Genomic DNA, 21,453 nt, shown 5'->3' with positions numbered 1-21,453 from the left:
AGTATTATATATAATTTGATTTATTACAGAGGATTTATGGATTACAATTTTTCTCTTATAACATTAGAATTAGGAATTCCTGTTATAGCAACTATCATATCAATAGTTGGTATAATATTATATGCTTATATATATTTTCAATTATATGAAGAAACTCAGGCTATTATATTGCTTATAGGTTTTCTATCATTTTTATTTTCAGGATTAGAAGCAGCAAATATAATAACTTCTTTGTACAGTCCTAATAATAGTTTGGCACTTAATATGTACAAATTTGAACAATTAGCCTTCTCTTTAACTATTATACCATGGATGATGTATATACGGGGTAAATTAACTTTAAGTGAACGTTTTCATTTTGTATTAGATAAATTATATATAGCTGTTGTATTTATATTAATACTTTTATTTGCTATAGCTTTATTATATCCTCAGCTTTTCATATCAACAACTATGCCTATAAGCACTTTAAATGAAACTATGAAAAATAGTATAAAAAGCCGAGGTGAATTGGGCGCTGTATATATACTTAGAGATTTTGTATTCACTGTATACAGTCTTGTAATTATATGTTCTTTTATATATGAGATGACTGTAAATAAAAAAGTAAAAGAAAATGTACTTATATTAATATTAATGTGTTTAATATCTTTAGCATTCTTTGATGACTTTAATGGAATATCAATATATACAAAATATTCTAGTAATTTCTTATTTTTTAATAATTCCACATTCACTAGAATAACTTTAGTATATGCTATATTCAATATTATAATGATATATTCATCAGTAAGCAGATTTATTTCAGCAGTATATAAGAAAACAACACAATCTTATGATTTAGAAAGTATTAAAGCTCAAGATTCTATAATTATTAATACTGCGATAAATACAGCTGAGAAATTATCAGAATTAAAAGTGAATTTTTCTGAAGCAGTTAATAATTTAGTAAGCAAAGTAGAAAACACATACTCTACTATCAATAATTTAAAAAATGATATAAACAGAGTTATAGAATATACTAATGAATTTATTACAATAGAAAATTTCCAAATAAATGACGGAAAAATTAATATAACAAAAATAAATGAATTAATAGAAACATATCCTAATTTGCAGGCTTCTGTAGAATTACAGAAAAAAACACTTGAAGAATCTAATGTAAAATTACATGATTCAGTGGAAAAAATATATGCTTTACAATCTCAAAGTAGACATATAGTAACTATGTTTGAAGATTTGCAAAAGAATTTAGAAATAGAAAAAAGTAATTTTATTAAAGAATTCAGCAAATCAGAAACTTTCGGACAATTAAATTTCCAGATAAATAGAATTATATCGTTTATGACAAATATGTCAGATAAAACTAAAACTCTTGCAATCAATTCCAGTATACAAGCTTCAAAGGCAGGAGAATGGTATAATAACTTCTCTGTAGTATCAAAAGAAGTTAGTGAATTAGTAAGTGAAACATCTCAGGCTACAAATAGAATGCAGGATTTATTGTTTCAAATAGAAGACATATTTAAAAAATTTACTTATTCCAGCAACAATATTAATAACAATATGTCTCAGCTATCCGGAGAAGTTTCTATGCATTATGATAGAATCAATAAATTTAATATTAATATGGAAAGACAAAATGATTATAATATGAATATCATAAAAAATACTGATAAAATGCATAATTCTATATCAAATATGACTAATATCATCATCAATGAAGAAAATGATTTTTTAAATATTAAAACTAGAATAGAAGAAATTAATGATTATGTAATTGATATATCAGAAAAAGCATCTATTGAAAACTCTGAGGTAAAAAACCTTATGAGAGATATGAATAAGCTTTTAGCGACATCTGATGATTTGGAATCTATAACAAATAAACTTAATGAAGAAATGAAAAAATTCTTAGAATATACAAATGATTTAGAAACTAAAGTAGATGAATATTCTAAAGTTATGTAAAAGGAATAGCTATGAATATATTTTCAAATTTAATATATGGATACAATATAACAGTGATTCAGCTGTTAGCACCTATCATTGGTATTTCACTAATGTCAGTTTTTATTATGATATATTTACTATTATCTATAAAAACAAAAAAAGGTATATATATAACTATTTCAGTTACTTTATCATTTATACTTATATATAATATTATATCTCTTATTATAATATTTTTATGTACTTATGGTGCAAATAAAATTAATCCTAATTTATCAATAGCTTTATATTTAACCAATAATATAATAATACTAATCGCTGTGGCTTTAATGCCTATTAACTCTAAAAGTTTTATATCAAGAAATAAAAATCTTATAAATTTAAATAACACTATATTTATAATTGTAGTTATACTATCTTTAGCATTAATAATAGTTAGTATAATATATCCTAATAAATTTTTTACAGCTACAATTAACTACTATGAATCAGAAAGCAATTCATATTATATAAAATCTGTTGGATTATTTTATTTAATTAAAAACTATATCATATTATTAGTATTTACAATTATGTTTATATCAACTTTGGCAGATATGATAATAAATTATGATTATAAATCTAATATTATTATGACTATATCAGTAGTTATAGCATTAGTGTTAATAGTAAGATATTTATATTTAGAAAAGACTATAGAGAATGTTGGTTTTGATAGAATAGGATTTGCCATAGTAATATCATCATCATTTAGATCTATATCCATATTCTCATCTTTTGCTAAAAACGCTTTGGAATCAATAAAGAAAGAAAGTGTATTAAATAATAAATTACATCTAAATCTTAGAACATTGAATAATATAGATAGAATATCTGAACAATTAAATATCATAGATAGGAATTTGATGGATACATCTATGTTCGTTTTCGAAATAGATAAAGAAGCAAAAGATGCTTATAATATAATAAGTTCAAAAATAGACTCTATTTTAGATGCTAATGACAGATTAATGGATGCTAAAAATAGTAAAAAGAATATTATTAAAGACGGATTAAAATACACAAATACTATATTTACATTCTTTGACAAATATAAATCACAAATGCAGGAGCATTTTAGAGTATTGAATCAAACTATTTCTAATATGAAAGAATCTGATTTCTCTAATGAGCAGATAATGTCATTGAAAAATGATTTAAGACTTATAAAAGAAAGTTTTAAAGAAACTTCAAGTAAATTTTTGAATGCCATAGTAGAATCTGCAAATCAATTCAAAGATGTAAATAGTATCACAGAATCTATATATAATACAATAGAATATATTAAAGCTATTACTAATAAAACTAATCTTTTATCAATTAATGCTGGAATTCAAGCATCTAAAGCTGGATTTTATGGTAAAAGCTTCTCTGTAGTAGCTAAAGAAATAGGTGCTTTATCATTTGAAATATCTAAAGGTACAGATTCAATAGAAAAAATGCTTACAGATATATTTGCCGGATTAGTTATGATAGAAAATTCTTCATTTTATATCAAAGATAGATGTAAAATAATAGCAAAAGAAATTAATAGAATATCAGATACTATAGATAAATTTATTGAAGAAATGGAAAATAATATAAATACTGATTCTAAAAAATTAAGTCATTTCAAATCTCTAGAACAGTATAATGATGTAATGTCAAATATATTAGTAAATCAGAATTTAATAGTTTTGTCTATAAAAGAAAATATATCTGCTATGCTTGAGGTTCAAAATAATCTAAACTCTAAAATAGAATATCAGAACCAAGATGTATATAAAATATTTAATAATTTTAATAATGTTATAAAATCTAAAGATGAGCTTAATGAAATAACTAAGAAAATAGGAAATTATTCTTCATTCTCTCATACTGATATAGAGGCATTATCAAATATTATTAACACACATAGAAAGAAAAGCAGCTTTACATTTGCTCCTATAATAGCTTTATTGAAGAAATCATCAAATGTTTAGTAATATTGATATACTATTAATTGCAATATTAATTTTTGCTTTAATATACGGATTATATAGGGGACTAATATCAATAATTATTCCTGTTATAGCAATAATTATAACATTTATAATAGCGCCATTAATATATAATCATATGTCTAAATATTTTGATCATTCTATTATATTAAAAATAATATCATTGATAGCTACCTACTCTATCACAAGGATAATACTTTCAAAAGTAGAAAAAAGTATAAAAGATATTTTAAAAATAATATATCTCTCTTGGGTAGATAGAATAATTGGGGCAGCTGCATTATTATTTATATCTAGTGCTGTTATTTATTTTATAGTTGGTATAATCATCACTTTATCACCTGAAAATACTCAATTATTCTCACAATCAATTGTATTAAATTATGTATTTGCCATATTCCATAATGTATTTTCAGCATTTGGAAAAGATAATTACATGGTGTATTTTATATATAATTTCATTGCATAATAAAAAATATTTATCATATTTTATTAAATCTTATTCAAATACACAAAATACATTAATTGACAATAAATTTTTTTTAATATATCATATAGTAATCATTACAAATTTTATTTAAGGAAGTAAATATATGAAAACAGTAGATGCTAGAGGCATACCTTGCCCAAAACCATTAATTTTAACAAAAACTGCAATAACAAATGCCGCATTAAATGAAGAAATAGAAGTATTAATCGATGATGATGTGGCATTTCACAATATTACAGACTTTTTAAATAATAATGGTATAACATATAAAAATGAAGGTATGAATTTTAAAATTACTAAAAATAAAGATTTATCTTCTAATGATACTAGTAAAGAAAAATCTTCCGGTCCTGTTATAGCTGTTGTAGATAAAAAAGTTATGGGACAGGGAAATGATGAATTAGGCGAATTATTATTAAAAGCATTTTTAGGAGCATTAAAAGATGCTAATCCAAAACCTGAAGCATTATATTGCTATAATGGAGGGGTTTATTTGGGTGTTGAAGAGCCTTACAAAACTTTATTACAAGAATTAAGAGATGCTGGAATAAAAATATTTTTCTGCGGTACTTGTGTTAAATTCTATGAATTGAATGATATAAAAGTAGAAGAACAAACTAATATGCTTGGTATTATAGAGGCTATGGGCAATGCTTCTGCTGTTATAAGAGCATAACTAATTTATTTATAATCATGAAAAATTATTATTTTGATAACTCTACAACAAGTTTTCCAAAGCCTAAAGAAGTTGCAGAAGAAATGCATAATTTCTTAATTAATGTAGGCGGCACTTATGGAAGGGTTAATACTAAAAGAGGAAAAGAAACTACTCAAAAAATAGAAGAATGCCGAGAATTGCTAGCTGAATTTTTTTTGGGGGTAAAAAATACCTCAAATATAGTATTTACTCCAGGTGCTACAAGATCAATAAATGATATACTTATAGGACTTGATTTGAATAACTGTAAAGTATTAATATCTTCTTTGGAGCATAATGCCGTAGTAAGACCTATACATAAATTAAGTATAAATAAAAATGTAGAGTATAAAATAATACCCTCTTTAGATGGAGGCATAATAGATATAAATGCTCTTTATGAAATAATAAAAAAAGAAAAGATATCATTAGTTATTATTAATATGGAAAGCAATATAAGCGGAGTGATACAGCCTATAAAAGAAATCAAAGAAACTATAGGAGATATACCTCTGCTTGTAGATGCCACTCAATCTGTAGGCATACATGATATAAAAGCTGATGAATGGAATATAGATTTTATAGCATTTACAGGACATAAAGGACTTCTTGGTCCTACAGGAACAGGCGGATTCTATGTTAAAAATCCTGAAAAGTTAAATCCGGCATATTTCGGAGGCGGTTTTGGTGATGGTTATGAAACACCTTACAGTATACCGGAAATATACGAATCAGGTACTCCGAATACTGTTGGAATAATAGGACTTTTAGCAGCTTTAAAAAACAGACCTAATTGGAATATAAATATAGATGATATTATAAACACAATAAAAAAAATAGAGAATATGAATAAATATAAAGTTATATGGTCTAAAAATAAAGATACGCAAGGATTTTTATTTTCTATAGCGGATATTAATAACAATATAAATATGGCTAATTTTGCTCATATGTTATATGAAGATTATAATATAGAATGCCGATATGGTTTTCATTGTTCATTTTTAGCCCATAACTTTTATAAAAATGATAACGGTGCTTTACGATTTTCTTTTTCACCTTATACAACGAAAGAAGATTTAGAATATTTAATAAATGTATTAGGAAAGTAATTATGGTAAAAAGTTTTTGTTATTTACAGACTCCAAGAGATTTGATTAAGGCTGAAAAAATTTTATTAGATGCAGGAATAGAAGTTGTTGTTCGCCCTGCCCCTGAACCTGTATTTGGAGTATGCAATATGGCTATAGATATAGAAGATAAAGATAAATTATATATTATATCATTACTTGAAGCTGCCGGTTTGGTAGTAACTATTAAAGATATGGAATAATTTTAAATCATAATTAAATTATTGGGTTATTCCTGTAATCCCGCCCCTTAGGTTTTCTACTGCTTATGTAATTTTTAAATTATATTTCTTTTAAATTTTAATCTGTTATTTTTGCTGCCCACCCAAAATTTAAAAGAAATTATAGCATTCATCACCGCACGTTAAGCAATTTTATATATATAAACAAAACAATAATTTTCAATTTCATTAAATATAAAAATCCATTTACCGTGCGTTGAATAAGATAAAAAATATAATAAAATTTGGATGGTAATGCTTTTATAAATTAAACAAAGAAATAATGAAAACATTTATATGTATATATACTGAAATGATTTCATTTTGCCGAGTACTACACATTATATAATTATTATCAACTTTTTTGCCGCACACGCTCTGCGGACTTCGTCAAAGTAGCTATATCCTCGACAAGCTCGGATACGCTTTGCGAAAACGTAATTGTTAGAACTTTATATCAAAAACATATGTATTAAATGTATGGTATAACCTAAATTTAGACTAAAAATGCATTTTTGGTTCTTTTATACCAATACTTACAGTACTTCCTTCGGTCGTAAAAGAACTGGGGTATGGGGCAAAGCCCCAGATATAAAAACAAAAATATAAATTTATTTTTGACAAAATATAGTTGTTTAGGTATAAATAAAAAACATAAAGGCTTGGATTTAAAATATATTTACTATTAATAATAAAAAATAAGAGCTTACTTTTTATTAAGTAAGCCCTTATTTATGGAAAACTTTTAATAATAGATAGTGTCTTTATTTAGCCATAATTGTACCAACATACATTTTGTCGGTTCTAATACCAGGTTTAATTTCACCATTGATAGAATATATTTTGTTTCCTATCAATATTAAACCTTCACCGCAAGGAGCATCGAAAGGAACTTCCCCTATTGTCTTCCAAGTATTAGATTCACAATTATAAATTAATATATTGCTGTTCCAATTAAATTCATAAGGATCAGCACCGAAATATTTAGCTCTGAAATCAGCTAATGCTGCATCTTTAAGATTTCCTAAATTATAAACAGCATCATCATAAACAGCCTTATTGAATCCGCCTATAACAAGCATTTCTGTTTCATTAAGTTTAACAGATACAGCACCAAGTAAAGATATTCCTTCATTATTCAAAGCTACATCAGCAATTTTTTCCCAAGTATTTTTTTCAAAATCATATTTATATCCGTCTGTATAAGCAGTAGCATCACCGCCGCTAAATACATATATATTACCGTTTAATAACTGAGCAACTGCCTGAGTTCTGCTTGCCTCACCAGGTACAGGAGCTAATTCTTTAGCTTCTTTAGTAGTTAAATCATACTCATAAACTTTATTGCTTCCTTTACCTGCTTGTTTACCAGTGATAACATATAATTTATTATCTTTATAAACAGCTACACCATTTTGTAATGTGAAAGGTAAATCTCCGATTTTTTCAACATTCAATTTATTATCTTTTAAAGTAATGAATAATATATCATCATCAGCTTCAGGATTAGAAGAACCGCCGATATAGTATATTCCATTTGTAACAGTTACAGAAGCACCATATCCCAACTCATTTTCCCAATTAATATGCTCAACAACTTCTAATACTCCATTTTTATCTTCAAGCATATAAATATCAGAATAAGTTTTTTTAGCTCCGCCATTAAGTACAGATTCATTAGGGAAATTAGCACCGCCGCCGACAACTATATATTTACCACCCAAAGAACCATATAAAACCCCAGCAGTACCAATGTTTTTTTCCATTCCTGTTTGAGCAGGCAAATGTCCGCCCATTTCCCAAACTATTTTTTTATCAACTTTTGAATCCAATACATTAGTATTTGATGAAGAAGCTGCAGTATTACTTGAACAGCTTAAAGCAAATATAGTAAATATAAATAAAAATATTAAACCAATTTTTTTCATTTCTATTTCCTTATAATAACTCTACTTTTATTACTTTTTATTTTTAATAGTAGTAGAATAAGTTAAACCTTTTATTTTCTCTTCAGATGGTTTTCCAAAAGCAAAAGAAGCTAATAATGAACCAATTACACCAACACCTATGATTATGAATGAAATCATAAACTCAAAGATTTTTGGTTTAGCATAGCCAGGTATAAATTTAGTAAGCATACCAGCAGGATCGCTAACATAGAATGCTACTATGACAGAAAGTATAAATCCAACCCATACAGCTTTACTTTCAACTTTATCAAAGAATATACCTACCAAGAATACAGCTGCTATAGGACCACCTAAAAGACCTGTTATAGCTTGGAAGTATAGGAACATATCACCTTGACCATTAAATATAAAGTAAATAGCAAGTAATGTACTGAATATACCAACTATCCAGCTTGATAATCTAGCAAATTTTAATTTTGAAGCATCTTCCATACCAGGTTTAAGGTATTCTAATATGTCAGCAGTCATACAAGTAGAAACAGAGTTCAAACTAGATGATACTGTAGATTGAGCAGCAGCGAATATAGCAGCAATTACAAGTCCTGATATACCAACTGGTAAAGCGTTTACAACGAAGTAAGGAAGTATAGCGTTACCATTAACATTTTCTGGTAATGTAGTTTTGAAATGGAAATAAATATATAAAGCAGAACCCATACCTATGAATATTATTACACTAGTACAAAGTAAAGGAACGTTCATAAACAAACTTTTTTTAGATTCGTTTTCATCTTTGTTTGTAGCATATCTTTGAACTATATCTTGGCTACCAACATAAGAGTAAATAGAGTTAACAAATCCACCAACTATCATAACCCAAATACTTGATTTAGCTAAGTCTAATGAGAAGAAATCAGGGCTAATGATTTTTCCATCATCAGCTAAAAGCTTGAATCCTTGACCTATTCCTTCAGGAGCAGATGAGAAACCTACTATGATTACTAAGAAAGCACCTAAAAGAAGTACAACTGTTTGTATAGCATCAGACCATAATACTGCCTCTATACCTCCCATAGATGTATAAGCAACACAGAATATTGATACTATAACTGTTATTAAAACAGGGTTAAGATCAGGAAGTACCTGCTGTATTGCCAATGTAGGAAGATAAATAACTATTGCCATTCTTACAACGTGAAAAAGTATGAATGTCAAACTACCAACAAGTCTAAAAGAATTATCAAATCTTCTTCCTAAATATTCATAAGCAGTAGTAACATTAACTCTTCTAAAAAATGGTACAAAAGTATAAGCAGCCCATAATACCATTAAAATAATACCTAAAGGAGCCATACCAAGCAACCAGCTGTTATTATAAACAGAAGCAGGTATAGCTATAAATGAAATAGATGATAAAGCTGTAGCGTAAATACTCATAGCTGTTACCAGAGCAGGAACCCTTCCTCCAGCTTTGAAATAATCATCTGTAGATTTTGTTCTTCTAGCAAAGAACATACCAATTAAAAACATTACGACGAAATATAGTCCGATGACTATCCAGTCAAACCAATGCCAAGCCATATTTAGTTCTCCTATAAATAATATTGTTCACGTGAACAATTATAGTATAGTCAAATAAATTTGTGTTGTCAATAAAATATTAAAATAAATTAAATTTTATAATAAAAAATTAGAATTATACAAAAAAAGCACTAAAAATCATTTATTTATTACTTAAAGTTGCAAAAATCAACATAATTATATAAAAAAATCATAATTAAATAATAAAAATATTGATTTTTTGTTAAAAAATGTTAGTATTAGCTAACAATAATATTAATATTTTAAATTAACATATGATGAATGACTATATAGATATTTTAATAAAATCAGAAGTATTTAGTAATATAAGCAGAGATGAAATCATTAATATTTTAGAAGATTTAAAAATACAAAAAAAATCTTTTAAAAAATCAAATATAATAATAGATACAGGCGATATAGTAGAGAATATATATATTATATTGAAAGGAAAAGTGGAAATTTCAAAGGAATATGATGACACTAGAAAAAACATTGTAAATATATTGAATCAGGGAGATATATTTGCAGAAGCATTCGCTTTTTCTACAAATAAAGTTTCATCTATACAAGCTTTAGCATTAGAAAATACAGAATTAATTAAAATAAATATACAAAATATATTTAATGCAAATGATAATAATACTAAAAATATATTTCTTCATAATTTATTAAGAGTGATATCTGATAAAAATAAATTCCTAGCTTTTAAAAATGATATTCTAAGTCAAAAAAGTTTAAGAAGCAAAATAATAATATACATTAAATATATGGAAAATATTCAAAAATCTAAAAATATAATTATACCATTCAATAGAGATAAATTAGCAGAGTTTATATCTGCAGACAGAAGTGCATTATCAAGAGAATTAAACAGATTATCAAAAGAAAATATTATAGAATTAGATGGCAACAGAATAAGCATTATAAATATAAAAAATTAATTTATTTTAAAATTATTTATTCATAAAATCTAAATGCTTTTTTCTTTTTCTCACTTCATCGGCTATTTGTTTAATAGTTATTTTAGACATAGACTTTTCAAAATCAAGTCTTACATTATTAAACTCTTCACCCAAAACATCAAACATAGCACAGCCTACAGGACATATATGATTAGGCTCATGAAAATTGAAAAGCCCCCTCTCCTCCTCTGTAAATACAGCTTCATATATAGAAAGAAGAGTTATATCTTTTTCATCTTTTATAAGTCTGCTGCCTTTTTTATTGGTTTCAACTATTCCTGCCTCCTGAAGTTTTAATAAAATCTTCCTTATTATAGAAGGATTAGTTCTTACACTTTTTGCTAGCAAATGAGATGTAGTGCCTTCATTTTCAAAAAATGCTATACACAAAACTATATGTGCAGCAACTGATAATTTAGTATTAATTTTCATAGTATTATAAATATAATCAAAAAATAATAATAGTCAATAAATATATTAGAATAAAAAATAATTGTAATCATTTTGGTAACAATCTTTTTACACTTTTTCATTGATATAATTATAAAAATATTATAAAGTCTTAATAAAAATTTTTACTAATAAGGAGAATTTACAAATGAGTAAATTTTTGAGTGCTATAATTCTATCAGCTTTTTTATTTGCTGTATCATGTTCAAATAATGCAGACAAAGCGACAACAACTGAGAATACAGTAAAAGCAGAACCAACTAAAAAAGAAGCAGCAGCTATTAATGTTGAAGGACTAGCTGCACCTGAAAGTATTAAATTCAGAAACGGAAAATTATATATAGCTAACTTGGGAGATCCTAATGCCCCAGCAGACGGATTTATAATTGTAGCTAATGAAGACGGTTCTAATCCTCAGAAACTTTTTGAAGGACAATTAGACAGCCCTAAAGGTTTTTCTTTCTTAACTGATGATATTATCATTATTCCTGATCAAGTTAATGACAGCTCTATGACAGGAAATTTAGTATTGGCTAATATTAAAGAAAATAAAATAATAACAAAACTTCCTATAGAAGGTTCTAAATTCTTAAATGATACTGTAGTAATAGATCCTGCAACTGTAGCATTAACTGATACAGGAGCTTCAACAGTTCATTTTATTAAAGTAGATAACAATTCAGCTTTATCTATAACTTCATCTGTAACAGGAGTAGTTGGAGCTAATGGTATCTTCTTAGATAACGGAGTTTTATATATAGCTGGAAGTACATTCGGAGGCGATGCTAACGGAGGAGATATTTATACTTTAAAAACAGACGGCACAGGTTTAATTAAATGGACAGCTTCAAGATTAGGTGCCGGTGCTTTAGACGGTATTGCTATAGCTAACGGTAAATTATATGTCTCTGATTGGGGTGAAAATGGTGCTAATAATAATGCATGCATATATGTATTTGATTTAAATACTAAAGAACAATTAGAAAAAATTGAAGGTTCTTTAAGTGGTGTTGCTGATATAGATTTAGTTAATAATGTTATTTATATACCTGAACTTTCAACTAGTTTAATAAAAAAAGTACAATTATAAAACAAATCACTTCTTATATACATCTCCTATATAAAATTTATTAAAATATAGGAGATGTTTTTTTATAAAATTCATAAACAATTATATAATTATTGTATATTTTTTATAACATTTATTATACATAATATTTATAAAACAACATAAAAATATACCATACATTATCATTATTTTTTTACTAAGTTTAATATTTTTTTGTTATCTTTTAAATATGAATTTTATAATAAGGAGATATTACTATGAAAAAAATTATAATTTTCTTATTTTTATTCATTCTTTTATTTTCATTATTCTGCTATGCTCAAAGAGAAAACAACAATACAGAAACCTATAAAAACGACAAATTATATAAATACCCTAGTGACATAGATTATCAACCAAAATTACTCGGTTTTTTCTTTCCTTCTGAACCATATTCCAATTCAAATAATATATTTGGTACAAATAGATATAAAGGAGTATCATATACTAATTTAAATAAATCATTACCAAATGATCCTGAAACTGTTAAATTATGGAAAGAATGGGGCATTATGAAATAGAAAATATAATTTATATTATCAACTTTATTTTATTATTTTTTTATTCCTATTTTTATTCTAATTAACATCAATTTTTTATAAATTAGAAATGGTTGTCAGGATTGCAATGTAAAAATTGCAATCCTGTTTTTTAAAATAAATTAAATTTATACAATTATTAGTTTATAATCATAAAAAATAACAAAAATTCATATAATAATTTATTATTTTTTTGACAAATATATTATATTTTTGTTTATTATAAATAGGAAGATTTTTATCAAAATATTTTGATATTGATTTTTTTATTTAATATTTATAGAATATAATTAAAACTTTTATCATAATAGGAGGAATCACAATGAAAAAGTTTATAATTTTCTTATTTTTATTTGTTTTATTATTCTCATTGTTCTGTTATGCTCAAAACGATGTTGCTCAAAAAGAATCGACAAATAGGGATTGGTTTGATTCGTTCTTAAAAAAATATAGAGATCGTTTTAAAGATAAAAAAAATACTGGAAATTTTAATACAGCCAATGAAAATGAATATTTATTTTCTTTTTTAGAAAATAACAGTCAATTGTTTAAATCTGAAAAAGAGGCAGATATATTATTTAATAATATGGATAAAAACCCTCAATTGTTTACAGTTTTTGACAATAACCCTGAACTATTTAATATTATTAATCAAAATCCTGAATTATTTATTAATATCTTATTAGATGAGCAAAAATTAGAACTATTCATCAATGCACCTTCACAAAGTGAATTCTTGTTCAATTCAGGCTATAGTAAAGAATCTTTATTTAATTCTGCTTATAATCCTAAATTCATAAATACTGATGTTTCTCAGAAAGAAGAAAATTACACTGTTCAATTATGGAAAGAATGGGGCATAATGAAATAAAAAATATTAATTAATGAATAATAAAATATAGAAGGGTTATTGTCACTGACAGTAGCCCTTTTTTATAGCCTTAATTATCAAAACTTTTAATCATAATCATTATTATAAAAAATCATTAAGTATATTTATACTTTTCCGAGAAATTAACATAATATTTTATAATACACTAGGAGATTCACAAATGAGTGCTGATATCAAAATGTTTACTGTTAATTACTTACCAAGCAATTATAATTATGAAATGTTAGGTTTAGTTAAAGGAAATGTATCTTTAGCTAAGCATGTAGGAAAAGATTTGCTTGCAGGTCTTAAAAATATTGTAGGCGGTGAAGTTGAAAGTTACACTGAAATGCTTAATGAAGCTAGAGAAATAGCTACAAAAAGAATGTTGGAAGAAGCTCAGAAATTAAATGCTAATGCTATAATAGGAATTAATTTTTCTTCATCTTCTGTACTTCCTGGAACTGTAGAAGTTGTTGCTTATGGTACTGCTATTGTATTGAAATAATTTATGAGGAGTAAAAATGGATAACGATATAAAATTATTTACAGCTGATTATTTACCAAGCAATTATAATTATGAATTATTAGGTTTAGTTAAAGGAAATATAGCTCAGGCTAAACATATAGGAAAAGATTTGCTTGCAGGTCTTAAAAATATTGTAGGCGGTGAAGTTGAAGGCTACACTGAAATGATTAATGAAGCTAGAGAAATAGCAACTAAAAGAATGATAGAAGAAGCTAAAAAATTAGGAGCCAATGCTATAATAGGAATACATTATTCTTCTTCATCTGTAATGGAAGGTACTACAGAAGTTATTGCCTATGGTACTGCTGTAATAATAAAATAATAAAAATAAGGAGGTTTATGAGTGAGAAGAGAAACTTATGAATTGCAGAATTCTGATATGCCTAATGAATCTTGGCGTATATTTAGAATAATGGGAGAATTTGTAGAAGGATTTGAAACTATGTCCTACTACAAAAATGCCGTTTCTATGTTTGGAAGTGCAAGAACTTCAGAAGATCATCCACACTATAAATTAGCTTATGAAACTGCTAAATTATTAGGTGAAAATAAATATGATATAATAACTGGAGGCGGTCCTGGTATAATGGAAGCTGGAAATAGAGGTGCTTTTGATGCTAATGCTGGTTCTATAGGTTTATGTATAGAACTTCCTTTTGAACAGAAAACTAATCCTTATGTTAAAGAAGAATTGAAATTTAGATACTTCTTTGCTAGAAAAGTGATGTTCTTAAAATATGCAAAAGCTGTAATAATATTTCCCGGTGGATTCGGTACTATGGATGAGATGTTTGAAACTCTCACTTTAATACAGACAAAGGTTCTTGAAAGAATGCCTCTAATAGTTATGAATTCTAGTTATTACACTGACTTAATAGAATGGATAAAAAAAGATATGATTAAAGAAAATTATATAGATGTTGAGGATTTAAACTTAATAAAATATGCTGAAACTCCTCAGGCTGCTTTAGATATAATTAATTCTTTTCATCAAAATAAACAAAAATGAAATATATAAGATATATAATAGTAATTTTATTAATCAACATAAATATAGTATTTGCTCAATTACCGGAGCTTTTTGATTTAAATGGTTATAAAGATTTAAAATTTGGAATGAGCATTGAAGAAGCTGATAATAAAATTACTAATTATAATCTAAATGTATATGCTGATTTTTTTGAATCATTTGAATTAAAAAATAATACTGTTCTTAATATATATAAAAATGATACTCAAAAATTGGCATATTATTTATATTTCTACAATAATGAGCTTTATAGAATAGAGATATGCAATCATATAGGTGATATATACAATAATCCTTCATTCTACAATCCTGTAACTATGGCCGACATTAACAATATAAAAGAAGAGCTTACTTTTCAATATGGTCAGATAACAAAAACGGATGTAAAGCATTACTCATTTTATAAAAAGCCTTTTGAAGAGTATATAATTTGGTGGTCATCAGAGCTTGCAAGCGTATCATTATATATAAAACCTGATTTGGATACTTTAGAAAATGTTATGAAGCATTATTCATATAGAATTTCTTTCTATGATGAAATTAAAATAAAAGAAATATATTCATCAAAATAATAAATAAAACTTTTTTCTAACGCCCCACCCTTTTTCTTTATTGCTTTAATATAAAATTTTAACTTCCTATTCCTTTATAGCCTATCAAGAAAATATAGCAGCCCACCCTAGTTTTTATTAAAATAAAAATTATCTCAACGCACGCTAAGCAAAATAAAAAATAAAGATAAAATTATGATACAAATTTAATTATATTCATAGCAAAGCTCACCGTGCGTTAAATAGATTTTTAACCCTAATCCCAACTTGGGTGGGTGCTGAAATTTCTAATAAAAAACAGAAAATATAATTTGAATTATAAATTGTAAATTAAGCTTAAAAATATAAAGGGCGGGGTATGTGAATAAAATTTTATGATTATAAGTTTTAATAATTTATAATATATAGTATAATCTAAATAAAAATTGTCATAATCATTTGGAGTGTATACCGATGAAAAAAAGAGAAAAACTAGGAAGCAGATTCGGATTTATACTAGTATCTGCAGGCTGTGCAGTTGGTATGGGTAATGTTTGGAGATTTCCATATATAACAGGACAATACGGCGGCGGTGCTTTTGTAATATTATATATCATATCAATAATTATATTAGGTGTAGCTCCTATGGTAATGGAATTCGCTGTTGGAAGAGCAGGCGGTCATGATATAGCAACATCTTTTCAAAAACTTGAAAAGAAAGGACATAATTGGCATAAAATAGGATATGTTCAAATACTTGGTAATGTTCTTCTTATGCTGTTTTATACAACTATATGCGGATGGTGTTTATCATACTTTTACTTTATGCTTTCAGGAAGATTTGAAGGACTTAATGCAAATGAAGTTGGTAATTTTTTTAACGGAGTTTTAGGAAGTGCTTCTACATTAACATTATGGATGGGAATAAGTTTATTGATAGGTATAATAATATGTTCTTTCGGACTTGAGAAAGGCGTAGAGAGAGCAAGTAAATTCATGATGATATCATTGTTTGCACTTTTAATGCTTCTTATAATCAGAGCATTAACTTTAAAAGGTGCTATAGAAGGATTGAAATTCTATTTAGTGCCAGATTTAAATAAATTATTTGGAAACGGACTTACAGGATTCATAGGAATATTTTATGCTGCTATCGGACAGGCATTTTTCTCTTTGAGTGTTGGTCAGGGAGGAATGGCAATATTTGGAAGCTATATAGATAAAAAACAATCACTTACAGGAGAAGCATTAATAATTATAGCATTGGATACTATGGTAGCTTTATTTGCCGGACTTGTAGTGTTCCCAGCATGCTTTGCTTTCGGTGTAAATCCCGGTGAAGGTGCCGGACTTGCTTTTGTAACATTACCTAATATATTTAATTCTATGCCTCTTGGAAGATTATGGGGAGCATTATTCTTCTTATTCCTAGCAATGGCAGCCCTTACTACTATAATAGGTGTATTAGAAAATATATATTCATTTATTATGGATAAATTCAAAATTACAAGACAAAAAACTTCTATTATATTATTTGTAATGTTATTCATACTTAGCCTGCCAACAACTTTAGGCTTTAATATATTATCTAATATAAATCCGCTAGGAGAAGGTACCGTTATAATGGATTTACTAGATTTTATAGTATCAAATAATATACTTCCTTTAGGTGCTTTGGTAACTCTATTCTTCTGTACAAGAGATTTCGGATGGGGATTCGATAACTTTTTAAAAGAAGCTAATACAGGAGAAGGCATCAAGTTCCCTCGTCAATTAAGATTCTATATTAGTTATATACTTCCTTTTATAGTATTAGCAATATTTTTATATGAATATATAAACAGATTTTTCTTGAAATGATTTTTTAGAATTAAAAATTTAATATGCATATAGTTTATTAATAATGAAGGAAATATTGATAACTATATGCATTTTTAATATATACTGAAACAAATATATTTTATCAAAAATAAAATTATATTTTTGTTTTTTATAATAAAATTAGTTTTAAAACAAGTCTATTATTGAAAATTATTAAAAATATATTCGCTATTTAAATATTAAAAACTATTTAGAAAAGTTTGTGAGTATTGTAGTGGCAAGCAGTAAATATATAGCAGTACCGCTGATATCGCATATAGAAGTAACAAGAGGCACACTGCTTGTCGTAGGGTCTTTTTTAAACTTAACAAATAAAAACGGCAGACATAAACCTATTAAACTACCTATAACAACAACCAATATCATAGAAAGCGATACAACCAATGCTATGATTAAGCCTCCCCTAAAAATGGCAATCAAAGATACAGCCACACTCATAGTAAGCCCTAAAGTAGTAGAAACTAATATCTCTTTTCCAAGCATAAAAAGCCAGTCACTTTTTTTAACATCGCCCACAGATAAACTTCTTATTATGAGAGTTGATGACTGAGCACCAGCATTTCCCGCACTATCTATAAGTAATGGTAAGAAAAATATCAAAGAAACATACTTGCTTATAGTCTCTTCAAACATACCTATTACATATCCTGATACAATATTAACAAATACCAAAACAAAAAGCCAAAATATCCTTCTCTTATAAAGTACGATAGGATTAGCCTGTTTTATATTGCTGTCGAAATCATCATCAATACTAATAGCACCCAATTTATGAAAGTCCTCTGTATCCTCTTCTTCAGCTATATCGAATATATCATCTATAGTAACAATACCTATCAAAGCATTTTTTGAATCAACTACAGGTATATAAAGCAAGTCATATTTTCTTCCTACCCTAACAGCTTCTTCTTGATCCGAATATACTGACAAATATATTATATCAGTATGCATAAGGTCTTCTATTTTATCATCTTGACTTGCAAATAATAAATCTTTTAACAAAATATAACCAATTAAAGTATCATCTTTTTGAACTACATATATAACTTCAAAAGTTTCCGAATCTTTACCGTATTTTCTAATATACTCTAAAGTTTGCTTAACAGTATAATCAGGAAGCACATCAACATATTCAGGAGTCATTATACGTCCTATACTGTCTTCAGGATATCCTAATAACTGCCTTGTAATATTTAAATCTTTCTCACCCATCAAAGAAAAAATTTTCTTTGTGATGTCGGAAGGAAGTTCTTCAAAAAGCGATGTTCTGTCATCAGGACTCATTTCATGAATAAGTTCTTTTAATTCATTCTCATTCATAGAAATTATAATTTTTTCCTGTTCTTCCGGCTCTAATTCGGAAAATACATAAGCAGACATCTCTCTTGATAAAAGTCTGAATACTATGCTTCTATTTTTATCGCTGTCTAATATTCGTATAACATCAACTATTTCAGCTGCATGCATGCTAGCAAGTAAATATTTGAGTTTATCCCATCTTTGATTTTCTATTATATTAATAATTTCAGTATATTCTTTATTTTCTACCATACTTCTGTCATATTTTTTTTATATTTATGTATATCAATTCTTTTATTATTATTATATAATATAGACATTATATATTAATAATAAAAAAAACCAATAATATAATTTTTAATATTATCAATATAAAGGAGTTATTTTAATATGGCTGATATAAAAAAAATCGGGGTATTAACAAGCGGAGGAGACGCTTCTGGAATGAACCCTGCTATAAGAAGTGTTGTCAGAACTGCAATAGCCAATGGTTTAGAAGTAATGGGTATAAAAGAAGGATATCAAGGTCTTATGTATAATGATGTATATCAGATGAATGCTGGAAGCGTAGGAGGCATCATTAATCATGGAGGTACAATACTATTTTCAGCAAGATCTCCTGAATTTCAAACAGAAGAAGGTATGAAAAAAGCTGCTGATAATATGAAATATCATGGAATGGATGCTTTAATCGTTATAGGCGGAGACGGAACTTATAAGGGAGCTTTAGATTTCTATAATCATCATCCTGAATATCCTATAGTTGCAATACCTGGTACTATAGATAATGATATATTCGGTACAGATTATACTATAGGTTACGACACTGCTGTTAATGTGGCAATGGATGCCATAGATAAATTAAGAGATACAGCTACAAGCCATGGAAGATGTTTCGTTGTAGAAGTTATGGGAAGACATGCTGGTTATATAGCTTTAGAAGTAGGTATAGCTTCAGGAGCTGAGGATATATTAATACCTGAAACTACAACTGATATGGATAAAATAGTAGAAGAATTACAAATCGCTAAAAAAAGAGGTAAAAAATCTTCTATTATAGTAGTAGCTGAAGGCGATGAGTCAGGCGGAGCTATGGAAGTTGCTAAACAAATAGAAGGTAAAACAGGATTCGATACTCGTGTCACTATATTAGGACACATGCAAAGAGGTGGATCTCCTACTTCAAGAGAACGTTTAATGGCTGCTAGATTCGGTTATATTGCTGTTAAAGCTTTATTAGAAGGAAAGAAAAATGTTGCTGTAGGAATTTGGAAAGGAGAATACACTTACACTCCTTTAACTGATGCTGTAAAAAAAGTACCTAAAGTAGATCCTATAGACTTAGCATTATGCAGAACACTTGCTATATAATTAATTAAAAATAAAGGCTATAATTTATTATGATAGAAAACAAATCCATTTTAGGAATAAGAATAGATAATTTCAAAGTTAGTCTTGAAGAAATACTAGACTACCTTAAATATGGAAAAAACATACTCATAATATCTTTGGATGTGCATAAATTACTGAAAATAAGATATAATAAAAAATTAAAAGAAATAATAAAAAATTCATCTTTGGTAATTGCGGCACATCCATCTATAGCCAAAGCTTATAAATTTATTCATAAAGAAGAACTAAATTATATTAATGAATTTCTTTTATTTTCAAGAGTTCTTGATTATATAGAACAAAAAAAGATGTCTATGTTTTTGTTTGGAGATGAAGAAAAATATTTCTTTACTATATCTGAAAAAATTAAAAAGATTTATCCCGGTATTTATATGCTTGGTAATTATCAAAATACCAAAGATAAAGCAGAATTGGATAAAGCATTTATAGGATTCAAAAAGATAGAGCCTGATGTATTTTTAATGCATATGGAGTTTAAAAAATCTTTATATTGGTTTAATAATAATAAACAAAATCTAGACATGAAATTCTTTATTCCATTCAAAAAACCATTAGATAGTTTTGCAGGAAAAATAAAAGCTCCTAGCATGGAAATATTAAATAAAAATAAACATGAATCATTCTATACTAAAAAGAATATATTCAGAATATTTCTATATATTGATTATTTAAGATTTTGGATATTAGTTTTATTTGAAAAACTTACAACTAAAAAAGATAAACAAACTATCCCTTCAAATAGTTAATAAAAAATACGGATATAAATGTATTATACAGATATCAATTCTAAAACAATAGATAAATGGATAGAGTAAGGCTGGGAATGGGGAAAACCTAT

The 21,453-nt window shown here is 26.7% G+C and carries 21 protein-coding genes; 17 read left to right on the top strand and 4 right to left on the bottom strand.

Annotated features, from left to right (window positions below; translation table 11 throughout):
• Window positions 1–36: 36 nt before the first annotated feature.
• From BINT_RS03485 to BINT_RS03460, 6 genes are all read left to right on the top strand, one after another.
• Entirely contained in the window at window positions 37–1,971 is a 1,935-nt protein-coding gene (locus BINT_RS03485) for a methyl-accepting chemotaxis protein (RefSeq protein ID WP_014487172.1), read from the top strand.
• Window positions 1,972–1,982: 11 nt separating this feature from the next.
• On the top strand, window positions 1,983–3,953 hold the full coding sequence (locus tag BINT_RS03480) for a methyl-accepting chemotaxis protein (protein WP_041177221.1): 1,971 nt from the start codon (window positions 1,983–1,985) through the stop codon (window positions 3,951–3,953).
• Window positions 3,946–4,440: a CvpA family protein gene (locus BINT_RS03475; protein WP_014487170.1), complete on the top strand. Its 495-nt coding sequence runs from the start codon at window positions 3,946–3,948 to the stop codon at window positions 4,438–4,440. Before BINT_RS03480 ends, BINT_RS03475 begins: the two co-directional genes overlap by 8 nt.
• A 124-nt stretch (window positions 4,441–4,564) precedes the next feature.
• Window positions 4,565–5,137 (top strand): sulfurtransferase-like selenium metabolism protein YedF, encoded by a 573-nt coding sequence (gene yedF, locus BINT_RS03470; protein ID WP_014487169.1) that lies wholly within the window; start codon window positions 4,565–4,567, stop codon window positions 5,135–5,137.
• Between the two features lie 17 nt (window positions 5,138–5,154).
• Entirely contained in the window at window positions 5,155–6,270 is a 1,116-nt protein-coding gene (locus BINT_RS03465) for an aminotransferase class V-fold PLP-dependent enzyme (RefSeq protein WP_014487168.1), read from the top strand.
• A gap of 2 nt (window positions 6,271–6,272) precedes the next feature.
• A complete protein-coding gene (locus BINT_RS03460) occupies window positions 6,273–6,491 on the top strand; it encodes a putative Se/S carrier-like protein (protein ID WP_008728110.1) in 219 nt (72 codons plus the stop codon).
• A 782-nt stretch (window positions 6,492–7,273) separates the two neighbouring features.
• On the opposite strand, the gene BINT_RS03455 is transcribed toward BINT_RS03460, so the two are convergent.
• A complete protein-coding gene (locus tag BINT_RS03455) occupies window positions 7,274–8,437 on the bottom strand; it encodes a cyclically-permuted mutarotase family protein (RefSeq protein ID WP_014487167.1) in 1,164 nt (387 codons plus the stop codon).
• A gap of 30 nt (window positions 8,438–8,467) precedes the next feature.
• Window positions 8,468–10,000, bottom strand: a complete 1,533-nt coding sequence (locus tag BINT_RS03450; protein WP_041177220.1) for a sodium:solute symporter — start codon at window positions 9,998–10,000, stop codon at window positions 8,468–8,470.
• Window positions 10,001–10,275: 275 nt separating this feature from the next.
• Between BINT_RS03450 and BINT_RS03445 the strand changes: the two genes are divergently transcribed.
• On the top strand, window positions 10,276–10,944 hold the full coding sequence (locus BINT_RS03445) for a Crp/Fnr family transcriptional regulator (protein WP_234944352.1): 669 nt from the start codon (window positions 10,276–10,278) through the stop codon (window positions 10,942–10,944).
• A gap of 12 nt (window positions 10,945–10,956) precedes the next feature.
• Here BINT_RS03445 and BINT_RS03440 read toward each other — a convergent pair whose 3' ends face one another.
• Window positions 10,957–11,397: an RrF2 family transcriptional regulator gene (locus BINT_RS03440; RefSeq protein WP_014487164.1), complete on the bottom strand. Its 441-nt coding sequence runs from the start codon at window positions 11,395–11,397 to the stop codon at window positions 10,957–10,959.
• 166 nt (window positions 11,398–11,563) lie between these two features.
• Here BINT_RS03440 and BINT_RS03435 point away from each other — a divergent pair, with 166 nt between their 5' ends.
• The 8 genes from BINT_RS03435 to BINT_RS03400 all read left to right on the top strand — a co-directional run bounded on the left by BINT_RS03435 (window position 11,564) and on the right by BINT_RS03400 (window position 17,882).
• A complete protein-coding gene (locus BINT_RS03435; protein ID WP_014487163.1) occupies window positions 11,564–12,505 on the top strand; it encodes an SMP-30/gluconolactonase/LRE family protein in 942 nt (313 codons plus the stop codon).
• A 236-nt stretch (window positions 12,506–12,741) separates the two neighbouring features.
• Entirely contained in the window at window positions 12,742–13,044 is a 303-nt protein-coding gene (locus BINT_RS03430; RefSeq protein WP_014487162.1) for a hypothetical protein, read from the top strand.
• 340 nt (window positions 13,045–13,384) lie between these two features.
• Window positions 13,385–13,933 (top strand): hypothetical protein, encoded by a 549-nt coding sequence (locus BINT_RS03425; RefSeq protein WP_014487161.1) that lies wholly within the window; start codon window positions 13,385–13,387, stop codon window positions 13,931–13,933.
• Between the two features lie 181 nt (window positions 13,934–14,114).
• On the top strand, window positions 14,115–14,441 hold the full coding sequence (locus tag BINT_RS03420; protein WP_014487160.1) for a YbjQ family protein: 327 nt from the start codon (window positions 14,115–14,117) through the stop codon (window positions 14,439–14,441).
• Window positions 14,442–14,457: 16 nt separating this feature from the next.
• Window positions 14,458–14,784 (top strand): YbjQ family protein, encoded by a 327-nt coding sequence (locus tag BINT_RS03415; protein WP_014487159.1) that lies wholly within the window; start codon window positions 14,458–14,460, stop codon window positions 14,782–14,784.
• A 21-nt stretch (window positions 14,785–14,805) separates the two neighbouring features.
• On the top strand, window positions 14,806–15,471 hold the full coding sequence (locus BINT_RS03410; RefSeq protein ID WP_014487158.1) for an LOG family protein: 666 nt from the start codon (window positions 14,806–14,808) through the stop codon (window positions 15,469–15,471).
• Window positions 15,468–16,064, top strand: coding sequence for a hypothetical protein (locus BINT_RS03405; protein WP_014487157.1), 597 nt, complete (start codon window positions 15,468–15,470; stop codon window positions 16,062–16,064). The genes BINT_RS03410 and BINT_RS03405 overlap by 4 nt, the downstream gene beginning before the upstream one ends.
• A gap of 432 nt (window positions 16,065–16,496) precedes the next feature.
• Complete coding sequence (locus BINT_RS03400; protein ID WP_014487156.1) at window positions 16,497–17,882, top strand: sodium-dependent transporter; 1,386 nt, start codon at window positions 16,497–16,499, stop codon at window positions 17,880–17,882.
• A gap of 207 nt (window positions 17,883–18,089) precedes the next feature.
• Here BINT_RS03400 and mgtE read toward each other — a convergent pair whose 3' ends face one another.
• Entirely contained in the window at window positions 18,090–19,454 is a 1,365-nt protein-coding gene (mgtE, locus tag BINT_RS03395) for a magnesium transporter (RefSeq protein ID WP_014487155.1), read from the bottom strand.
• 138 nt (window positions 19,455–19,592) lie between these two features.
• On the opposite strand from mgtE, the gene pfkA reads away from it, so the two are divergent.
• Both pfkA and BINT_RS03385 read left to right on the top strand, forming a co-directional pair.
• On the top strand, window positions 19,593–20,573 hold the full coding sequence (gene pfkA / locus BINT_RS03390) for a 6-phosphofructokinase (RefSeq protein ID WP_014487154.1): 981 nt from the start codon (window positions 19,593–19,595) through the stop codon (window positions 20,571–20,573).
• Window positions 20,574–20,602: 29 nt separating this feature from the next.
• Complete coding sequence (locus BINT_RS03385; protein ID WP_014487153.1) at window positions 20,603–21,361, top strand: WecB/TagA/CpsF family glycosyltransferase; 759 nt, start codon at window positions 20,603–20,605, stop codon at window positions 21,359–21,361.
• Window positions 21,362–21,453 lie beyond the last annotated feature (92 nt).

Origin of the sequence: Brachyspira intermedia PWS/A, from assembly GCF_000223215.1 — a bacterium.
Classification (GTDB): domain Bacteria; phylum Spirochaetota; class Brachyspiria; order Brachyspirales; family Brachyspiraceae; genus Brachyspira; species Brachyspira intermedia.
The sequence above is the reverse complement of the archived record's forward strand: the minus strand, read 5'-3'. Positions and strand labels throughout refer to the sequence as shown.

Bases quoted from the DNA above. Each gene is read 5' to 3' on its own strand.
- BINT_RS03420 (WP_014487160.1), top strand. From the start codon at position 14,115: ATGAGTGCTGATATCAAAATGTTTACTGTTAATTACTTACCAAGCAAT.
- BINT_RS03385 (WP_014487153.1), top strand. From the start codon at position 20,603: ATGATAGAAAACAAATCCATTTTAGGAATAAGAATAGATAATTTCAAA.
- BINT_RS03480 (WP_041177221.1), top strand. From the start codon at position 1,983: ATGAATATATTTTCAAATTTAATATATGGATACAATATAACAGTGATT.
- BINT_RS03465 (WP_014487168.1), top strand. From the start codon at position 5,155: ATGAAAAATTATTATTTTGATAACTCTACAACAAGTTTTCCAAAGCCT.
- pfkA (WP_014487154.1), top strand. From the start codon at position 19,593: ATGGCTGATATAAAAAAAATCGGGGTATTAACAAGCGGAGGAGACGCT.
- yedF (WP_014487169.1), top strand. From the start codon at position 4,565: ATGAAAACAGTAGATGCTAGAGGCATACCTTGCCCAAAACCATTAATT.
- BINT_RS03415 (WP_014487159.1), top strand. From the start codon at position 14,458: ATGGATAACGATATAAAATTATTTACAGCTGATTATTTACCAAGCAAT.
- BINT_RS03445 (WP_234944352.1), top strand. From the start codon at position 10,276: ATGATGAATGACTATATAGATATTTTAATAAAATCAGAAGTATTTAGT.
- BINT_RS03455 (WP_014487167.1), bottom strand. From the start codon at position 8,437: ATGAAAAAAATTGGTTTAATATTTTTATTTATATTTACTATATTTGCT.
- BINT_RS03485 (WP_014487172.1), top strand. From the start codon at position 37: ATGGATTACAATTTTTCTCTTATAACATTAGAATTAGGAATTCCTGTT.
- BINT_RS03440 (WP_014487164.1), bottom strand. From the start codon at position 11,397: ATGAAAATTAATACTAAATTATCAGTTGCTGCACATATAGTTTTGTGT.
- BINT_RS03400 (WP_014487156.1), top strand. From the start codon at position 16,497: ATGAAAAAAAGAGAAAAACTAGGAAGCAGATTCGGATTTATACTAGTA.
- mgtE (WP_014487155.1), bottom strand. From the start codon at position 19,454: ATGGTAGAAAATAAAGAATATACTGAAATTATTAATATAATAGAAAAT.
- BINT_RS03405 (WP_014487157.1), top strand. From the start codon at position 15,468: ATGAAATATATAAGATATATAATAGTAATTTTATTAATCAACATAAAT.
- BINT_RS03475 (WP_014487170.1), top strand. From the start codon at position 3,946: ATGTTTAGTAATATTGATATACTATTAATTGCAATATTAATTTTTGCT.
- BINT_RS03430 (WP_014487162.1), top strand. From the start codon at position 12,742: ATGAAAAAAATTATAATTTTCTTATTTTTATTCATTCTTTTATTTTCA.
- BINT_RS03435 (WP_014487163.1), top strand. From the start codon at position 11,564: ATGAGTAAATTTTTGAGTGCTATAATTCTATCAGCTTTTTTATTTGCT.
- BINT_RS03425 (WP_014487161.1), top strand. From the start codon at position 13,385: ATGAAAAAGTTTATAATTTTCTTATTTTTATTTGTTTTATTATTCTCA.
- BINT_RS03450 (WP_041177220.1), bottom strand. From the start codon at position 10,000: ATGGCTTGGCATTGGTTTGACTGGATAGTCATCGGACTATATTTCGTC.
- BINT_RS03460 (WP_008728110.1), top strand. From the start codon at position 6,273: ATGGTAAAAAGTTTTTGTTATTTACAGACTCCAAGAGATTTGATTAAG.